The 14,005-nt window shown below is 61.8% G+C and carries 13 protein-coding genes; 6 read left to right on the top strand and 7 right to left on the bottom strand.

Going from position 1 to position 14,005, the window contains the following annotated elements; genetic code table 11:
• Positions 1 to 291 precede the first annotated feature (291 nt).
• Positions 292 to 1,557 carry a serine protease gene (locus tag LG294_RS07575; protein ID WP_404291038.1) on the top strand — a complete coding sequence of 422 codons (1,266 nt, stop codon included), beginning with the start codon at positions 292 to 294 and terminating at the stop codon, positions 1,555 to 1,557.
• A 44-nt stretch (positions 1,558 to 1,601) separates the two neighbouring features.
• Here the strand turns inward: LG294_RS07575 and LG294_RS07570 are convergent, their stop codons facing one another.
• Positions 1,602 to 3,251 (bottom strand): hypothetical protein, encoded by a 1,650-nt coding sequence (locus tag LG294_RS07570; protein WP_404291036.1) that lies wholly within the window; start codon positions 3,249 to 3,251, stop codon positions 1,602 to 1,604.
• A 70-nt stretch (positions 3,252 to 3,321) separates the two neighbouring features.
• On the bottom strand, positions 3,322 to 4,845 hold the full coding sequence (locus LG294_RS07565) for a SulP family inorganic anion transporter (RefSeq protein WP_404291034.1): 1,524 nt from the start codon (positions 4,843 to 4,845) through the stop codon (positions 3,322 to 3,324).
• 188 nt (positions 4,846 to 5,033) lie between these two features.
• On the opposite strand from LG294_RS07565, the gene LG294_RS07560 reads away from it, so the two are divergent.
• On the top strand, positions 5,034 to 5,429 hold the full coding sequence (locus LG294_RS07560) for a MerR family transcriptional regulator (protein WP_404291031.1): 396 nt from the start codon (positions 5,034 to 5,036) through the stop codon (positions 5,427 to 5,429).
• 102 nt (positions 5,430 to 5,531) lie between these two features.
• Positions 5,532 to 6,323 carry an acyltransferase gene (locus LG294_RS07555; protein WP_404291029.1) on the top strand — a complete coding sequence of 264 codons (792 nt, stop codon included), beginning with the start codon at positions 5,532 to 5,534 and terminating at the stop codon, positions 6,321 to 6,323.
• Between the two features lie 84 nt (positions 6,324 to 6,407).
• Here the strand turns inward: LG294_RS07555 and LG294_RS07550 are convergent, their stop codons facing one another.
• On the bottom strand, positions 6,408 to 7,277 hold the full coding sequence (locus LG294_RS07550) for a VOC family protein (RefSeq protein WP_404291027.1): 870 nt from the start codon (positions 7,275 to 7,277) through the stop codon (positions 6,408 to 6,410).
• A gap of 248 nt (positions 7,278 to 7,525) precedes the next feature.
• On the opposite strand from LG294_RS07550, the gene LG294_RS07545 reads away from it, so the two are divergent.
• Positions 7,526 to 9,238, top strand: coding sequence for an AMP-binding protein (locus tag LG294_RS07545; RefSeq protein ID WP_404291024.1), 1,713 nt, complete (start codon positions 7,526 to 7,528; stop codon positions 9,236 to 9,238).
• 18 nt (positions 9,239 to 9,256) lie between these two features.
• On the opposite strand, the gene LG294_RS07540 is transcribed toward LG294_RS07545, so the two are convergent.
• Both LG294_RS07540 and LG294_RS07535 read right to left on the bottom strand, forming a co-directional pair.
• Positions 9,257 to 10,273, bottom strand: a complete 1,017-nt coding sequence (locus tag LG294_RS07540) for a FecCD family ABC transporter permease (RefSeq protein WP_404291022.1) — start codon at positions 10,271 to 10,273, stop codon at positions 9,257 to 9,259.
• Complete coding sequence (locus LG294_RS07535) at positions 10,270 to 11,217, bottom strand: FecCD family ABC transporter permease (RefSeq protein WP_404291020.1); 948 nt, start codon at positions 11,215 to 11,217, stop codon at positions 10,270 to 10,272. The genes LG294_RS07540 and LG294_RS07535 overlap by 4 nt, the downstream gene beginning before the upstream one ends.
• Positions 11,218 to 11,423: 206 nt before the next feature.
• On the opposite strand from LG294_RS07535, the gene LG294_RS07530 reads away from it, so the two are divergent.
• A complete protein-coding gene (locus LG294_RS07530) occupies positions 11,424 to 12,425 on the top strand; it encodes an ABC transporter substrate-binding protein (RefSeq protein WP_404291018.1) in 1,002 nt (333 codons plus the stop codon).
• Positions 12,426 to 12,525: 100 nt separating this feature from the next.
• Here the strand turns inward: LG294_RS07530 and LG294_RS07525 are convergent, their stop codons facing one another.
• Positions 12,526 to 12,654 (bottom strand): hypothetical protein, encoded by a 129-nt coding sequence (locus LG294_RS07525; RefSeq protein WP_258133772.1) that lies wholly within the window; start codon positions 12,652 to 12,654, stop codon positions 12,526 to 12,528.
• 458 nt (positions 12,655 to 13,112) lie between these two features.
• On the opposite strand from LG294_RS07525, the gene LG294_RS07520 reads away from it, so the two are divergent.
• Complete coding sequence (locus LG294_RS07520) at positions 13,113 to 13,343, top strand: Fic family protein (RefSeq protein WP_404291016.1); 231 nt, start codon at positions 13,113 to 13,115, stop codon at positions 13,341 to 13,343.
• Between the two features lie 485 nt (positions 13,344 to 13,828).
• Here LG294_RS07520 and LG294_RS07515 read toward each other — a convergent pair whose 3' ends face one another.
• The gene (locus LG294_RS07515; RefSeq protein ID WP_404291014.1) at positions 13,829 to 13,972 is read right to left on the bottom strand and encodes a hypothetical protein; all 144 of its coding nucleotides are present in this window, start codon (positions 13,970 to 13,972) and stop codon (positions 13,829 to 13,831) included.
• Positions 13,973 to 14,005 lie beyond the last annotated feature (33 nt).

The following is a 14,005-nucleotide window of genomic DNA, read 5'->3' as shown; positions in this document are numbered from 1 at the left end:
CCCTCACGGTCACCGTGGGCGCAGCCCGCGCCCAAGGCAGGAGTGCAGCATGTTCATGCCACCATCATTTCTCCCCCTTGTCACTGGCGAACGCTGCATAACGAATGCACATCGAAAACCATTGAAACCTACCTCCAACAGGCTTCTCTGCTTATGATGCGAACAGGGGTATTCATGGTCACTTGGGGTGTGTCTCGACAAGTCGGGACGCATTGGCGAATTGGAGTCTTAATCATGCTGCATCTTATTCGGGGTCGGCGACTCGCAGCCGCATTGTCGGTCGGACTCCTCGTGACTGCTTCTACAACCGGTTGCGACGCAATTTTGGGAGATCGAGAAGGCGGGAGCCAATCTCCGTCGGTAATTATTGTTACTGAGACCGCGACGCCCGAACCACCGCCGACACCTGATCCACCCACGAAAACACCCAGCGATCCACCCACGGAAAAAGCGTGGGATGCCGTCTTCGACGAAACCAAATCTGGCGTCGCTTACATTGAGGCCGGTTACTGCCAGGGGCTCGGAGGGCGCGGTAGCGGCATTCTCATCTCGGAAAATCTGATCCTGACTGCGGCGCACGTCGTTGAAAGCAGTCATTCAGAACTTCCCAGTTCCCTTTCGATATCGCTGAACGATCAGGTCACCACTGCTCAAGTCATCGGGTTCAACCGAAACGCAGATCTTGCGCTGTTGATGACGGAAAAGTCCTTGGATGGCCATGTTTTCCGCTTGGCTGCTGAGGATCCGGCCGTCGGAACAGATATCGCCATCATGGGATTCCCCGTGGAAAATTTTAATGACGACTCTCCCGAAGATCTGGCAACACCCAAGTTCAATGACGGTGCAATTAGTTCCTTGGGCGAAGAAATTTCCTACGAGACCGTGGAAAGCATCAAAAACGTCTTACGCACCACCGTCCGCGCGAACGGAGGCAACAGCGGCGGTCCAGCGATTAATAGGCTGGGCGAGTTGGTGGGTGTTCTCATCGCCACGGACCGAATCGAGATGGCCGCCGGGAAGAACGTTTCCGCCTACGCGGTACAGGGGTCCCGCGTCGCTCTGGCCATCGAAAATTGGATCACCCATCCGGTTCACTTCCCGACGGATGACTGCGACGCATATACAAGCAATAATCCGGTGCTTCCGCTGGTCGAGGCCGACAACGATCAAGCGGCAGGCATCGCACAAACGTTCAGAGAGCATGCCGAAGCGATCAACGGTGGAGACTTCAATACGGCATTTTCGGCTTTCAGCTCGGAAATGTACGAAGCCTCCGAAGATGCCGCGTCCTGGTCGAAGGATAAGCAAACTTCGCGTTGGTCTGGTTTGTCGATAGTGGACGTCGAAGAATCGGATCCACAAGCGAATCTGCTGCGCGCAACCGTGGCGTTTCGGACAACGCAGGACGAGCAATTCGGACCTGCCCACCTCGAAAACCCGGAATGCGCGATGTGGCGGGTCAACTACATCATGAAATGGAACGATGAGAAGTCCCGGTGGCAGATCAACGCCCAGAAGACATCGGACGAAAAGACATCTGACTGCATCGACGATTAGTGGCCGGCGATTGGCTTGGGCGAACGGCAATCGCGTGCTTGCAACTAGGCGGCGTGGAAGTATCTGTTGCGCCGCGGTATTCGGTCCGGGTCCAGATATTTAGGCAGCAGAATGTGCGGCAGAGTATCGATCATGACGATTCTAAGTAATCCCCGGTGGATTGCAGTGTGGTGCTGACGGCAGAGCACCGCGCAGTTTTCCACGCAGGTCTTGCCCCCGCGTTCCCACCAGTTGCAATGATGATACTCGAGCATTTCGTGCGGGGCGGAGCATCCGGGAACGATGCAACCACGGTCCCGGGCGAAGGCCGCCCGCTTAATCGGCTCCGGGAAGAGCCGTTGGGATCTGCCTACATCGAGCACCTGGCCGTTGCCGCCGAAGACTACCGGGATGATTTGGGCGCCGCATAGCAGTTGCCGAAGTTCCCCGGGGTCGAGTTCCACTCCGTGAGCGGTCAGCCCCTTGGCCTGAGCCAGGTCTTGCAGGTTCTGCACCTGCATGTTCACCAAGATCTGCGGGGTGACGGTCTTTGCGCCCGGTCCGGATTGGGACAATGAGGCGAGCAGCGCGTTCAGCCGGCGTTGAGCTATCGGGACCTGAATCGCCTCGACTGCGATGCTCGTTGCTTCAGGCTGCGCAGATGATTCGCTGTTCGCGGTTCCCGCTGGTGCCTCCGGGCTGGGAGTCTGTGTTTCGGCGGCCTCCGGTGCGGAGGATTCTTGCTCGGCCGGGATCTGCGCCCATGCTGGGGCTGGATCGGCGCTGGTGAACAGGGTTTCGGGTGCCGGTTCGGGTTGGCTGAAGACGCGGGCTGCTTGGCCGCTTTGAGTGCGCGGGTTATCTGACTGCCCGAGGAATGAGCGGAATTGCTCCGCTTGGGTTCCTTTGACGCGCACCAGATAGCTATCCACTCCGTTGCGGGTGCCGCGGCTGAAGAAACCGCATTCGGGCTCGGCCGCTTGCTCGTGGGCTTTGCGGTAGCCGGTCAGCAGCGCCGAGAACTTCTTGTCCCCGGTGGCCCGGTCTTCTTCGGTAAGCAGTTTAACCGCGTGCGATTGCATCGGCTGGCCGTCGTGGTGCGTTGCCACCGGATCCAGCGCGGCCCCTTCGAAACTGGTATCCGCCGGTTCCAACTTGTCCAGGCTGCGGGCAGTCTTCGCGACGCGGCGAGGATCGAGGCCATCATGCTCGGAATGCAACGCCGCGAGGTCGGCGAAGCGCGGCGAAAGGGCGCTGCCGTCCATAGCGCGGCGGGCCACCAGCAGGTGTGCGTCGCGAACCCGGCGATCGGCCTCGTGGAAGTCCACGCCGAGCCAGCCTACGACGAAACCGGCGGTGTCCCGGTAGAGGGTGCGCCCGGATTCTTGCTGCGCCGGCCGCGAGTAGTCTGCACGGCATTCACGCACTGCGCTCAGTTCTTCCGCGGCGAGCAGGTGAGCTCCCGTTCCCTCGCAGTGGGCCACCGCGCGAAGTTGCTCGCGCACGGTGTAGCGGAAGGTTTTTTCGATGCAAAGTGCATGAGCGGCGGCGATTCGCGGGTCCGTTGATTCGCGGAGCCGTGCCGAGAGCTTTTCGAGTACCTCCAAGCACAGGCCCATGACCTCAAGGAGCAGCGCGGCGGCTCCTTGCGGGATGGTCCCGGTCATGAATTGGCGCAGGCCGGTCAGTCCGGCCGCTAGCTGGGAAATGCTCATGAAGCCATCATGACGCTATTTCCTGGCGTGCGCCGCGTGAGCGGACCAGCTGTGGATAAGCTAGACCGGGCTAGTGCCCGCCGCTGAGCTTTCCGCCCATGCGTTCGCGCATCTTCAGGCTTGCCGCGTTCAGGCCCTCGATTTCGACGGTTTTGCCGTACTTCTCGTATTTCGCGCTGATGGCATCCAGGGAGGCGATGGTGGAGGCGTCCCACAGGTGCGAGTTGTACATGTCGATGACCACCCGGTCCGGATCCTCCGCATACTGGAACTGGGTGTAGAGATCGTTGGAGGAGGCGAAGAAGAGCTCGCCGTTGACCTCGTACTTGGCGATCTGTACCCCGAAGTGCTCCTCCAGGCGACGTTCCACGGTGACCAGGTGGGCCACCCGGTTGGCGAAGAGCACCATCGCGGTGAGCACCCCGACACCCACCCCGATGGCCAGGTTGTGCGTGGCGACGGTGACCACGACGGTGGCCAGCATGACGGTGGTTTCGCTCTTGGGCATCATGCGCAAGGTGGAGGGCCTGATGCTGTGCCAGTCGAAGGTGGCCACGGACACGAAGATCATCACGGCCACCAGCGCGGCCATCGGGATCAACGCCACAATGTCACCCAGGACCACCACCAGGATCAGCAGGAACACCCCGGCCAGGAAGGTGGAGATGCGGGTGCGCGCCCCCGAGGCTTTCACGTTGATCATGGTCTGCCCGATCATCGCGCAGCCGCCCATGCCGCCGAAGAAGCCGGTGATGATATTCGCCGCGCCCTGCCCCCAGGATTCGCGGGTCTTGTCCGAGCGGGTGTCGGTGACGTCGTCCACCAGCTTAGCGGTCATCAAGGACTCGAGCAGGCCCACGAAGGCCATGGCCAGCGCATAGGGGAAAAGCACCTGCAGAGTTTCGAGGTTCAGCGGCACATCCGGGAAGAACAGCGCCGGCAGGGATCCGGGCAGCTCGCCCTTGTCCCCGACGGTCGGCACGGCAACCGAGGCGAAGACGGCGATCAGCGTCAGCACCACGATGGCCACCAGCGGGGCCGGGACGGCGGTGGTGAGCTTGGGCAGCCCGAACACGATGAGCAGGCCCAGGGCGGTGAGCGGGTAGACCAGCCAGGGCACGCCGAGCAGCTCGGGGACCTGGGAGAGGAAGATCAGGATACCCAGGGCGTTGACGAAGCCGACCATCACCTGGCGCGGGATGAAGCGCATCAGCTTGGCCACGCCGAGCAGCGCCAGCAGCACCTGGAAGATGCCGGCCAGGATGACCGCGGCGATGAAGTAGTGAACCCCGTGGCTGGCTACCAGCGGTGCGATCACCAGCGCGATGGCGCCGGTGGCTGCGGAGATCATCGCCGGCCGGCCGCCGAGGAAGGCGATGGACACCGCCATGGTGAAGGAGGCGAAGAGCCCGAGGCGCGGGTCCACCCCGGCGATGATGGAGAAGGCGATGGCCTCGGGGATCAGGGCCAGAGCCACGACCAGCCCGGCGAGCACCTCTGTTTTGAGCAGCCGCGGAGATTTGAGCGTGCGCAGCACCGATTGCCGCTCTTCGGGTGTGGGAACCGGGTGTTCTGCCGTGGTTTTCGTGGCCATTTATGGCTCCGTTCAAAGATCGGGGCGAGATCCGGGGCGCCTCGTTGCATAGAATCAGTGGGTGTGCGCGGCGAGAGGCCGGGCATTGCACGGCCGAGGCTAGGACTGGCCTCGGCGGCGCATGAAGTGATTAAAACCTACCTTAACGTAAGGGTAGAGTTTAAATCCGAGGGACAAGGAGCATGCAGATGAACGAAACGACCCCTCCCGGCGTGAAGGCAGAGCCGAGAATGCACATCGGGGACATTGCCGAAGCCACCGGCCTTTCCCAGCGCACCATCCGGCACTATGACGAGGTGGGCCTGCTTCCGGCGACCACGCGCAGCGAGGGCGGCTTCCGGATCTACACCTCCGCGGACCTGGCGCGCATGCTGGTGATCCGCTCGATGAAGCCGCTGGGCTTCACCCTGGAGGAGATGGGCTCACTGCTGGACACAGTGGACACCCTGGCCGGCGACCCGGAGAATGCGCCGGCCCGCGCCCTGCTCGCGGACTACCTGCAGCGGGCCACCGAGAAGCGCAATAAGCTCGCACTGAACCTCGAACGCGCCGATTCCTTCATCGAGGACCTGCGCGGCCGCTAGCCCGCACGGGGCCTGCACGCCAAGAATGAATCGGCTGGGAGTCCCCTGCGAATGCCGGGGCATCCAGCCTGCCGGCCAGCATGATCGCCTATAGTCGGGACGATGATTGAACTTACCTCGCTCAGTAGCTACGAGGATGAGCTGGGTAACCGGATCGAGTCCCCCACCGTCTTCGAGAAGAACATCAAGATCAAGATCCGCGGGAAGAACAACCGCGTGCTGGTCGATCCGGAGGCCAGGATCGGACGGCTGGATTTGGTGTTCGACTGCGACAACGGGACGCTGGTCATCGGACCCAGCAAGAAGAACGGCTGGCAGCTGAACATCCGCATCGGGCAGGACGCCACGGTCAGCATCGGCCGCGACCTGACCACCACCGCCAGGGCACTGGTCAGCGCGGTGGAGGGAGTGAGCGTGAGCTTCGGCGACGATGTGATGATCGCCAGCGGCAACCAGTTCCGCGCCGATGACGGCCACCCGATCTTCGATGTGAGATCCGGCAAGCGCATCAACCCGGCCAAGGACATCACCGTGGGCAACCATGTTTGGATCGGCGCGCAGGCCACCTTGCTGGCCGGCGCCACGATCGGCGACGGCTCGGTGATCGGCTACCGCAGCCTGGTGACCGGCAAGATCCCGAATAACGTCATCGCCGCGGGCACCCCGGCGCGGGTGCTGCGCAAGAATATCGCCTGGGAACGCCCGCACCTCTCGTTCCACAAGCCGCCCTACAAGCCCGATGCCTCCACGGTGACCAAGAGCGAGGCCTACTGGAACGAGACCGCCGAGGAGCAGGAGCATGCGGCGATCGAGATCCCGCAGGTGCATAACCAGCGGCCGAAGAATCTCATTCAGCGAGCCGCCGCGAAGCTGGGCTCTACCAGGAACGGGTAGGAGCAGCGCAAAAAACTGAGGCCACCGCGAAGGAAGATCAACTTCCATCGCGGTGGCCTCAGTTTTTGGTCAAATCCGGCGCGGTTAGCCGACCGCTACGCGCAGCTGGTTGTTCCAGGGATCCATGAAGCGCAGCTCGGCGCCGGTGTGGTGGTTCTCGACCCGAGCGAAGCTCAAGCGCTCGGCGATCTTGCCGATCTCTTCTTCGGTCGGGACGTTGATGAGCACCTCTCCCAATCCGAGGGTGTCCTTGCGCGGTCCGGCTCCCCGCGAATTCCACACGTTCATCGCCATGTGGTGGTGGTAGCCGCCGGCGGAGACGAATAATGCCTGATTGCCCAGGGAAGTGGTCTCATCGAAGCCGAGGGTGTTGACGTAGAAGGCGCGGGCGGTATCCACATCGCCGACCTGCAGGTGCACGTGGCCGATTTCAGCCTCCGTCGTGCGCTGCGCGGCGATGGCCTGCTCGTTCAGGTGCGAATTGAGGAAAGCGTTCGGGTCCAGGTGCACGGTGTCCATGGCCACCTCGCCATTGCTCCACGTCCACGAGTCGCGCGGGCGGTCCCAGTACAGCTCGATGCCGTTGCCTTCCGGGTCGGTGAAGTAGAAGGCCTCGGAGACCAGATGGTCTGAGCTGCCAACGAAGCGCGACTGGTCGAATTGGGCAGCGGAGAGCACCGTCGCTGCCAGGTCCGCTTGGGTATTGAAGAGCAGGGCGGTATGGAAGAGGCCAGCCTCGCCGGATGCCGGCAGCTGAAGTTCCGGAGCGTTCTGCAGGTCCACCAAGGTTTGAGTGCCTCGGCCAAGGCGTGTTCCCTGGGCCGATTCGCCTAGCACCTCAAGCCCGAGGGCCTTCTGGTAGTAGTCGCTCATCACCTTCATGTCCCCCACCTTGAGCTGGACGGCATTCATATGTAGTTCGGCGGAGAGTTTGTCTGCTTTGAGGATCGTCATGGTGAGACACCTTTCTGGGTACCGTTCGACTGTTCTTGGTTTCTACCCTACTCCAATTTAGTTGAAGCTTCAAGTTCTTTCTGGATCTCCTTAAAGTGTTCTCCATTACCAACCAAAGGGTTGCAGTCCCCGATCCCCAGAAGGAGCAAAAAGAAGCGAGCGGGTGCTTTGAAATGCTTTGACATCAAAGTAGATTGACTCGTAATGCACGTCACCTTTTGAAGCCATGTGGAAGTTAGAGGACACAGATGAATGTCAGCGAGGAATTCCGCGCAGCCCGAGATCAACTATTAGAGCTCCGCAAGGACTACTCAAAGGCTAGGGAATCCTTCAGCTGGCCCGAGTTCACCCACTTCAATTTCGGCACCGACTGGTTCGACCAGCTTGCTGGGGATCCACAGCGAGGCGAGGAACCGGCGCTGATCATCACCGAACTCGATGGAACGTCCACCCGACGCACCTGGCGAGAGCTCTCGGTTCGCTCCACGCAGCTCGCGCGTTGGCTCAACGACCAGGGAGTGAAGCGCTCGGATTCGATCGCCGTGATGCTCGGAAACCAAGTCGAGCTGTGGGAAACCATGCTTGCCGGCATCAAACTCGGAGCTATTCTCGTTCCCTGCACCACCCAGCTGACCCCGGCGGACCTCGAAGACCGGATCGAGCGCGGCCATGTGCGCTGGATGATCACCAACGAGTCGGAGATGCACAAGTTCGAGACGGTTCGCGGAGACTACCGGCTCATTCAGATCGGCGGCGCACCGGACGGAGAAATCCTCAGCTACGAGGACTCGCTCAATGCACCGGCTGAGTTCGAATTGAGCGAACCCACACGGGCCGATGAGACCCTATTGCGGTACTTCACCTCGGGCACGACCTCCAAGGCAAAGCTCGTTGAGCACACCCACACTTCCTACCCGGTGGGGCATTTGAGCACGATGTTCTGGATTGGCTTGGAGCCAGGAGATGTACACCTGAACGTGGCATCCCCGGGCTGGGCAAAACATGCCTGGTCAAATCTGTTCACCCCGTGGATCGCCGAGTCCACGGTCTTTATTTACAACTATGAACGATTCGACGCGGCTGCCCTGATGGGCCAGATGGCCAAGGAGCAAGTGACCAGCTTCTGCGCGCCGCCCACCGTATGGCGGCTGTTGATCCAGGCAGACCTGTCGCTGCTTCAAACTCCCCCGGTCAAGCTTGTCTCCGCTGGGGAACCGCTGAACGCCGAGGTCATCGATCAGGTGCACCGCGCATGGGGACAGGTGATCCGCGATGGCTTCGGGCAAACCGAAACCACCGTGCAGATCGCCAACCCGCCCGGAGAACGCATCACCATCGGCGCGATGGGCCGGCCGATGCCCGGATATGACATCATCCTCCGGGATCCCGCCACCGGCGAAGAGGGCGACCTCGGGGAAATCTGCTTAGTGACCAGCCCTAGGCCCTTGGGTCTGATGAAGGGCTACTTCGAGGACGAGGAAAAAACCGCCGACGTCTTCCGGGACGGGGTGTACCACACCGGAGACATCGCCGAGCGAGATGAACACGGTGTGCTGACCTACGTGGGACGAGCCGATGATGTGTTCAAGTCAAGCGATTACAAGCTCAGCCCATTCGAGCTGGAATCGGTGCTGATCGAACATCCAGGGGTAGGCGAAGCTGCGGTGGTTCCGGCGCCGGATGACCTGCGGTTGACCGTACCCAAGGCGTACATCATCCCGGCGGCGGGCTATGAGCCCACGGCCGAACTCGCGGAGAGCATTCTGGGATTCTGCCGCGAGCATCTGGCCGCTTACAAACGCATCCGCCGGATCGAATTCGCGGATCTCCCGAAGACGATCTCGGGAAAGATCCGCCGAGTCGAACTGCGCCGAGCCGAGGAAGAACGGCACCGCACCGGGGTAGTCGCGGGCACCGAATTCCGCGACTCGGACTTTCCCGGGTTGCGTTCGCGCGACTAGCGTCGGCGCGTCCGGGCCTCAGACGGTGCGCACCCGGGACTGGCGAATCACCAGATAGATCAGATAGGGAGCGCCAATCACTGCGGTGGCCACGCCCGCCGGGAGCACCACGGAGAACAGTCGTGCGGCAGCCAGGTCGGCAAGCAGCACGAAGATGGCACCAACCAGCGCGCTGTGCACGACCGGCGGTACGGTGGTGCGGGCAATCAATCGCGAGGCGTGTCCGCTGGCCAGCGCAACGAAGGCCAGCGGCCCGGCAATCACCGTCGCGGCAACCGCCAGCGCGGTAGCCAGGCCCAGCATTATGATGCGATCCCGGCCTAAGTTCATGCCAAGAGCCCGGGAGGTATCGGAGTCCAATGCGAGCACCTCGCGCTGGTTGCGCAGCGCCGCGGCGAGCCCGATGCCTATGGCGATTATCAGCGGGGCGATAGCCAGATCCGCCCAGGAGACCCCGTTGACGGTTCCCGCCATCCAGGTCAGTGCTTGTTGGGCGTTGTAAACTTCGCCGAGGGTCAGCATCCATGAGGTCAATGCGGCGCAGAGCCCGCTCATGCCCAGGCCTACGAGCACCAGCCGGTTGCTTTCCAGCGAGCTGTGCCAGACGAGGGAAAAGACCAGCGCCGAAACCAGCAGCCCACCGAGTGTGGCGGCAATCGGCAGCCCGTAAAGGTGAAGGAACATCGGCAGGCCCTGCACCTGGCTGGTCAGCGCCAGCACCGCGACAGCACCAAGCGCGGCACCATTGGTCACGCCGAGGATATCCGGGCTGGCCAGCGGGTTGCGGGCCACCGTTTGGGTCAGTGCGCCGGCCACTCCGAACCCCATTCCGGCGAACAGCGCAGCAAGACTGCGCGGCAGCCGGAATTCCATGATGGCCAGCTCGGTGCGTGGATCAGGGGATATCCCTAGCAGGCTGCGCACCACGTCGGGCAGCGGAATCGGAGTCCCGCCGATCGCCAGATGCAAGCAGAGCACAGCCAGCGCGGCAAGGAGCAGAAGCAGTGCGGTCGGTGCCGCGCGCCGGGCGCTCATACCGTGACCGGCTTGCGTCGGCGGGCCACGTAGATGAAGAACGGCGCACCGAGCATCGCCACCACCACGCCGACCGGCAGTTCGCCCGGGCGCGCCAGCATGCGCCCGAGCACGTCGGCCACGACGAGCAGCAGTGCCCCGCTCACCGCGGAGCCGGGGATCACCCAACGGTAGTCCGCCCCGAAGATCCGCCGGGACACATGCGGCACCAGCAGCCCTAGGAATGCGATGGGCCCGGCGAGCGTGACCGCCAGCCCGGAGAGCATCACGATCGCCGCCAAACCGATGCCGCGCGCTTTCACCGCGGTGACGCCCAGGCCGCGGGCGGAATCTTCTCCGAGGGTCAAGGCGTTGAGCCCCCGAGCATTGGCCAAGGCGAGGATGCTCCCTGCCGCCAAAAGCGGCCAGAGCGCTAGGAACGAGTCGTACCCTTGGACCACGGAACCGACTTGCCAGAAGCGCAGCATCTCCAGCGCGGCCTCGCTGAGCAGCACGATGGCCGAGACCACTCCCGCGCACAGTGCGGTCACCGCGGCTCCGACCAAAACCAAGGTGATCGGCGAGGCACCGCGTCCATCGACCCGGCCGATGCCGAAAACGATCAGCGAAGCCACCAAGGCGCCCCCGAGCGCAAGCAGCGCTTGCGGCCAGGGCTGCAGCGGACCGGAGAAGACGGCCACCGAGACGATGGCCAGCGCGGCGCCCTGGTTGATGCCCAAGAGGCCCGGCTCGGCTATCGGGTTGCGGGTATGCCCTTGAATCAGGGTTCCGGCCATGCCCAGCGCGGCCCCGGCGGCTAGGGCTGTGACCGTACGCGGCCAACGGATCTCCCGGATGGCGATGTCGCTGACCCGGTCATCGGGGCTGAAAAGGGCATGGCGCAGTTCGGCGATGGTCGCGGTGCTGCTCCCGATCCAGAGGCTCAGCAGCACGGCGGCGATCACAGAGAGGGCCAGGACCAGCAGGCTGGCGGCGCGTGATGTGCTACGTGAAATGACTCATTACCCTTCGTGCGACGCAAGATGCTGCCCAAGCGGGCCAGAACCATGCTACTGTACATTTCGCAGATTGAGTTTACCCTTACCTAAGCTCGCGTCTTGGAATTAGACTATGCGCCAATAAGTAAATCATCTTCACGGAAAGCACTCGCATGCATACTTCGCGCTTGATCGGCCTATCCGCTGCCTTGGCCGCCGCAACCCTGACCCTCGCAGCCTGCGGCGGTGCCGCCACCTCCGACGCTCCCGCCGCGGAAAGCGGAGCCGACAACGCCGGGTTCCCCCTCACCGTCGAGCATTTCCGCGGGAAGGCCGAACTGGCCGAGCGCCCGCTGCGTGTTGCCGCGCTGGATCCGTCCTACGTCGATGCCACCTTGCTGCTAGGCGCTGAACTTGTGGCGTACACCGAATACCGCAAGTCCGGAAACCCCTTCCCCGAATACCTCGGCGATGTCAGCGAACTGACCGACGAAGCGGTGAACGTGGGTACCACCACCGAACCGGACCTCGAAAAGCTGCTGGCCGCAGACCCGGATATCATCATCTCGGCCGACGTCCGCCAGGGCGGCATGTACGACCAGCTGAACAAGATCGCGCCGACCATCTTCTCCGAGTCCACCGGACCGACCTGGAAAGAAAACGTGGTGCTGCTGGGCGAGGCGCTGGGCAAGAAGAGCGAAGCGGAACAGGCAGTGACCCAATACGAGAACCGCGCGGCTGCCGTGGGCAAAGAAATCCTCGCCAAGCATGCTGACACCACTTACTCGCTGGTTCGCTTCGCAGGCGAAGACACCGCCCGGCTCTACGCTACGGATTCCTTCATCGGTGAAATCATGGCGGATATGGAAATCCCGCGCCCCAAGGACGCTCCGGACACCACCGAGTCCATCTTCGTACCGCTGTCTTCCGAGGAAATCCTGAAGGCCGACGCGAAGGTCATCTTCCAGTCCACTTGGGCGCCGGAAGGCGCAGAGGGCGACGCTTCACGGGAGCAGGAAAAGAAGTTCACCTCCAACCCGCTGTGGAAGAAGCTGACCGGTGAGGTCATGCCAGTAGACGACTCGATCTTCCTCTCCTCGGTCTCGCTCCAGGGCGCCAATGAGGTCATCACCCAGGTGGCCGAGCACTACGAGGTGGAGCCACAGCTCCCCTAAGGCCAACGCAATCGAGCCCCTGCCCGGCGATAATTCGCTGCGGTACAGGGGCTCGATCAGTTTTGATACTTAGTGCACAGCTCTCATGGCTGGCTTTTGATTATTTGGCTGACTTTCGCACCGGCTCGGTGACCGTGTCAGCATGCTTCAAGCGCTTTTCGGCGCGCTTTTCCTTGATGGACTTACCGGGTTTTTTCGCATCGCTCTTGCGTGGTGACTTGTTCGACATAATGTGCCGTCCTTGCCGGAAATGCTGGACATTTCCAAAAAGTGGGGAGGGTACCCCTTGGTCCTAGCCTAAGATAATCGGAGATTTTTCTCTAGCTTTCGTCCGCCAGCGAAATACATATCCACGGTGTCGTAGCTGGATACCGGAGAAGCAGTCCGTAGAAAAATCCCCCTCCGACTTTCGGGCTCGGACCTGCCTCGGCGGATTCAACACAAGACACTTGCGAGTTCTTTCCCCAGGCGGAACCAGAATTCTTCGAGACCATCGGGAAGATATCCCTAAGTGATAACCGGTGGATCATTTTCTATCAGATAACTTACTAAGTGATAGAAGGTACGCCGCCGACAGCTAGATTCCAGGGCCACAGTGAGTAGAGGTGATAGTCAGAAGGAACTTTTTCCAAGTAGCCCATACGGCGCAGAGGTCATCCGCCGCTTCACGACCGAGTCCCTGCACTGATGGAAGATTTGATGGTCTACGCCCGACGAACTGACGTGTCCGCGATGGTTCAGACAGCTATAGTTCACGCCCAGTTTGAAACCATCCACCCCTTCACGGACGGAAACGGCCGAACTGGGAGGTCTCTGAAACCACTCGATGCTAAAGCGCCACGGCGTCGCGCGCAACGTATCAACGCCCGTTTCTGCTGGTCTCCTGGCGGACATCGGCGCCTACCACCGCTCCCTTGACGCGTACCGAGATGGAAACCCCGAGCCCATCATCACTCTCTGCTCGGAAGCCTCATTCCGGGCAATCAGGAACGGCACCAACTTTAGCGACGTGAAGCTGCCCCATGGTTCCTTGGATGGGTTGACGCAGTCTCGGTTTTAGGATGAACGGGTTTTAGAGAATCAGTTAGCTATCGCATAGCTGCTGGGCCGCTCAAAGGAACCCAACCAGGACCCCTCAACAATCGAGAGGCCCGTCTCCTGACAGATCCGCTGGTTCAACCTGCGTAGCCGTTCACGAAAGATTTAGCGGCTTCAGCCACGCCCTTGTACCGTTCTTCGCGGACGGCTTTCAGAGGCAACTCGTAATCGAGCTGCTCGTTAGCTGAGGTCAGCCATGCGGCTGCGATCTCCCGCGATTCGTTCTGGGCAATGTATGAAGCTTGATCCAGGAGGAAGCGAAGCCGGGCAGCGGACGCCGCGGTGGGCTTCAGCGCCCCACTCCTTCACTTGCGTACCTGGCCTGGGTCTTTGACTCCCGCGCCGGAAGCGATCAGCGCCACGGGCAGGAAGCCAGTGAGTGCTTCAACGACCTCTGATTCTGCAGCCCGGACCGAGTTGCCACGTGCTGGAGTTGGCATGATAGTCATTGGGAGCCTCCCTAACCTATGTTTGTCTCTCCA

Source organism: Glutamicibacter arilaitensis (genome assembly GCF_044793945.1).
Classification (GTDB): domain Bacteria; phylum Actinomycetota; class Actinomycetes; order Actinomycetales; family Micrococcaceae; genus Glutamicibacter; species Glutamicibacter arilaitensis_B.
The sequence above is the reverse complement of the archived record's forward strand: the minus strand, read 5'-3'. Positions and strand labels throughout refer to the sequence as shown.

What these genes read in the sequence shown, in the direction of transcription:
- LG294_RS07570 (WP_404291036.1), bottom strand. Translation starts at nt 3,251, where the DNA reads ATGAGCATTTCCCAGCTAGCGGCCGGACTGACCGGCCTGCGCCAATTC.
- LG294_RS07565 (WP_404291034.1), bottom strand. Translation starts at nt 4,845, where the DNA reads ATGGCCACGAAAACCACGGCAGAACACCCGGTTCCCACACCCGAAGAG.
- LG294_RS07560 (WP_404291031.1), top strand. Translation starts at nt 5,034, where the DNA reads ATGAACGAAACGACCCCTCCCGGCGTGAAGGCAGAGCCGAGAATGCAC.
- LG294_RS07555 (WP_404291029.1), top strand. Translation starts at nt 5,532, where the DNA reads ATGATTGAACTTACCTCGCTCAGTAGCTACGAGGATGAGCTGGGTAAC.
- LG294_RS07550 (WP_404291027.1), bottom strand. Translation starts at nt 7,277, where the DNA reads ATGACGATCCTCAAAGCAGACAAACTCTCCGCCGAACTACATATGAAT.
- LG294_RS07545 (WP_404291024.1), top strand. Translation starts at nt 7,526, where the DNA reads ATGAATGTCAGCGAGGAATTCCGCGCAGCCCGAGATCAACTATTAGAG.
- LG294_RS07540 (WP_404291022.1), bottom strand. Translation starts at nt 10,273, where the DNA reads ATGAGCGCCCGGCGCGCGGCACCGACCGCACTGCTTCTGCTCCTTGCC.
- LG294_RS07530 (WP_404291018.1), top strand. Translation starts at nt 11,424, where the DNA reads ATGCATACTTCGCGCTTGATCGGCCTATCCGCTGCCTTGGCCGCCGCA.
- LG294_RS07525 (WP_258133772.1), bottom strand. Translation starts at nt 12,654, where the DNA reads ATGTCGAACAAGTCACCACGCAAGAGCGATGCGAAAAAACCCGGTAAG.
- LG294_RS07520 (WP_404291016.1), top strand. Translation starts at nt 13,113, where the DNA reads ATGGAAGATTTGATGGTCTACGCCCGACGAACTGACGTGTCCGCGATG.
- LG294_RS07515 (WP_404291014.1), bottom strand. Translation starts at nt 13,972, where the DNA reads ATGACTATCATGCCAACTCCAGCACGTGGCAACTCGGTCCGGGCTGCA.